This is a genomic window from Collinsella aerofaciens (genome assembly GCF_040910325.1).
Classification (GTDB): domain Bacteria; phylum Actinomycetota; class Coriobacteriia; order Coriobacteriales; family Coriobacteriaceae; genus Collinsella; species Collinsella aerofaciens_BL.
In genome coordinates this window covers 1-3,325 of record NZ_JBDGAV010000054.1, presented here as the reverse complement: position 1 = coordinate 3,325, position 3,325 = coordinate 1, and the positions used below count along the sequence as shown (strand labels likewise).

3 protein-coding genes are annotated in these 3,325 nt (G+C 60.7%); all 3 read left to right on the top strand.

What is annotated here, in order from left to right:
• On the top strand, nucleotides 1-845 hold an 845-nt coding region (locus AB5Z25_RS10770), incomplete at its 5' end, for a hypothetical protein (RefSeq protein WP_368135575.1).
• A gap of 423 nt (nucleotides 846-1,268) precedes the next feature.
• Complete coding sequence (gene mobV, locus AB5Z25_RS10765; RefSeq protein ID WP_368092399.1) at nucleotides 1,269-2,639, top strand: MobV family relaxase; 1,371 nt, start codon at nucleotides 1,269-1,271, stop codon at nucleotides 2,637-2,639.
• A gap of 227 nt (nucleotides 2,640-2,866) precedes the next feature.
• Nucleotides 2,867-3,325, top strand: a 459-nt coding sequence (locus AB5Z25_RS10760) for a hypothetical protein (RefSeq protein ID WP_368135573.1), incomplete at its 3' end; no start/stop codon positions are given.

Sequence of the window (3,325 nt, the reverse complement as noted above, 5' to 3'; positions counted from 1 at the left end):
CATACAGAGCCGAATCTGGGGCAACGTTCTCAATCGATATGGTTCGCCTGAAGTTGTCGTTCATCAATGGCAAGGGCGAGTGGTTGAGCGGACACGCCCAGACTTTCGACTGCGACAGCATGAACGCATGGACGAGCAAGATTCGCCCTGGCGGTTGGTACGAGCTTTGGAGCTTCGCCATCGGCGATAGCTCGGTCGCGCTCGGCATCGGGTTCATAGAGCCGAGTTGCAAGGTCAACATGAATCGCGGGTTCGTTGAGTTCAACCCGAACAAGGTGGCTGGGGACAAGCGGTTCTGGCGGCTGCTGAAAAAGCTCGCGCCGTGCGTATCCCACGCGAGCTTGAAGCGGTATGACCTTGCCTACGACATCGAGTGCGCCCGCAAGGACTGTCGTTTGAGCAAGGACAGGCGGATGTACAAAGCCGTTATCAGCAACGGCATCACGGAATACCTCGGGGTCAAGAACACTGCTGGGTACGTGAAGGTCTACGACAAGGCAGCAGAGATGAACCTGTCGGGCGTGCTGACGCGCATCGAGCTGACGTGCGATGGCGAGTGGGACGCGGCGCAGGTTGCCGCACACTGGCCGCAGGTTCATGCGTGGGGCCCAGCCGGTGCGGACGATGCGCCGCCGCGCTCGCGTGATTGGCTGCGCTTGCTTGGGATGCTTCTGGCAGAAAAGGCAGAGCGGAACGAGGAAATCGAGACTTACGTTTCCATGCTCAATTGGAAGCAGAAAAAGCGCGCGCGTGATTTTTTGCGAGCGAACTTCCTCACCATGCCGACCGACTGCGCCGCCGCAGCCGTTGCCGAAGCGCGGAGTTGGTGCGCTCGGTTCGAGTAGACGGGTCAATGTAGCAATGCGTGACTACGGGGCGGCGTGGTCTGCGCTCGCGCAGATCTAAGCCGACTCGTTCACGGATTGCGGAATTGACGCGACGGCCAACCGAATAGACCAGACTTGATTAAGGGTCGATGGACGCTCTGCTCCATCGACCCTTTCCTTGCTCTAGTCGCGGCGAAGGAAGCCCATCAAGGGGGAGTTTGAGGGGGCTTGCCCCCTCATGCACGCGCCGCCGCGTGCTGTCCGAGAACGTGAGCGACGCCGCGAACGGACGAGGGCTGGGGGGTCTCGGGGGGAACGCCCGAGCGGGTCAAGGGCAGCGCCCTTGCACGGCCAAGCGTAGCTTGGTATAACGTGACTATACCAAAGACTATACCAAAGCCGCTAACGCACCTTTAGGTGGTTCGAACTCGGGAGTTTGACATGACCGTAGCACCCTTGATTGCCATGAAGTCGACCAAATGCGAGAGCCTTGAAGCCGTGGGCAAGGAGCTGGACAGGCGGGCGCACACCTACGCCAACGATGTTGACCAGAGCGGCCGGCACATCGGCTACCGCTGCCGCGCCGAGGACGAGTGCCCGGTGCCGCTTGAGAAGGCGGTCGAGCGGCGCATGGCGGAACTCAAGACGAAGAGGAAGGTCAGGGAAAACCAAGTCCGCGCGATGGGGTTTATCGTGTCGACAAATGAAGCGCTTCCGGACGAGGAGACGGCCAAGGAGTTTCTTGACAGGTCGGTTCAGTGGTTCGGTGCGCGGTACGGATACGAGAACTTGCTCGCCGCCCAGATTCATCTGGACGAGGGAACCCCGCACGCGCACATCTGGATCGCCCCAGTCATCCGCGGCGAGGACGGCCACGACCGCCTGTGCGCCAAGGAGCTGTTCGCGCCCGACAAGCGGCGCAAGAACGCCGAGGGCAAGTGGGAGGTGACGGCCCAGGGAACCATGAGCAGGCTTCAGGAGGACTTCTGGGAGCAGGTCGCGAAGCCCTACGGGTACGAGCGCCCAATGCGCCACGAGCTGCGCGCGAAGGGCTACAGAAGCCTTGACGCGTACAAGGTGCAGGTCGGCACCACGAGGGCGCTCAAGTCCGAGATAGAGACCCTTGAGGGCGCGAGGGACAAGGCGAAGCACGGGGCGATAACTGCCAAGCGCGAGCTGAACGGTCTCGAGCAGCTTAGGGTTGAGAGCCATGTCAAATTGGGTGCCGTGACCGCCAAGGTCGATGAAAAGCGGGCGCAGGCTGCGGAAATCGACCGCCGAATCGCGGAGAAAATGGCCGAACTCGACCGCTTGGACGGCGAAATCGGCGAGAAAATCGAGCTTCGCAACGAGGTGGGCGATGACCTCCAGCGCGAGCAGCGGCGATTGGAGTCGGTTCGGCGCACGGCGGGACGGTTTGAGGAGGACGTTGAGGAGCTGGAAGCCATCGCTTCCCTCGCTGAGCGGTTCGACCACGCGGGACGCTTTGAGAAGCGCGGAATGCTCGATGAAATCGCTGCTCGATGCGATGGACTCCGCGGACGAGTCGGTCAGTTCGTGGAAGAGGTCAGAGAAGCGGTTGGACGGCTTGGGCTGGCAATTGCGGACCTCACCAGAAGGCTCGGGCCGAGAAGTGCGCGGATGACCACAAAGGCGCTCAAACGCGATTTGGCGGCCTTGGAGCGCGATTACGGGGAAGACGATGACAGAAGCCCCAAAGCCCGTGCTGCGGAAGCCCAGAGGGCTGCTAAGGCGCGGGATGCGAACCGTGACGATAGACCGCCGCGGCGGTCGTGGAGTCAGAGCCGCTGAAACGAAAACGCCCGCCCAGCCTTAAGCCAGGCGGGCGGGTCGTTCGTTTGAGGTACAATTCGGCAAAGGCGAACGGGGCTCCTACCCCCCGACGCTGACACTGAGGTCACGACTCAAATGCCACCGTAGTACCGCGGCCCCATTCTAGCACGCGGGCATCTGACTACAGCAAACTGGCAAACCATATCCGAGTTTGTGACCTCCCGAGACCCGGGAGGTTTTATTTTATGAGCGGCGAAAGTAAACAAATTGATGGGGTCGTGAATGACCCCGAGAACGGCGGCTTGAAATCCGGCCCTTGTCTAATAGCCGGATTTCATCAACTTTCGGAGGTTCGACCGTCTTACTGGAATGCATACAGAGCCGAATCTGGGGCAACGTTCTCAATCGATATGGTTCGCCTGAAGTTGTCGTTCATCAATGGCAAGGGCGAGTGGTTGAGCGGACACGCCCAGACTTTCGACTGCGACAGCATGAACGCATGGACGAGCAAGATTCGCCCTGGCGGTTGGTACGAGCTTTGGAGCTTCGCCATCGGCGATAGCTCGGTCGCGCTCGGCATCGGGTTCATAGAGCCGAGTTGCAAGGTCAACATGAATCGCGGGTTCGTTGAGTTCAACCCGAACAAGGTGGCTGGGGACAAGCGGTTCTGGCGGCTGCTGAAAAAGCTCGCGCCGTGCGTATCC

What these genes read in the sequence shown, in the direction of transcription:
- mobV (WP_368092399.1), top strand. Translation starts at nt 1,269, where the DNA reads ATGACCGTAGCACCCTTGATTGCCATGAAGTCGACCAAATGCGAGAGC.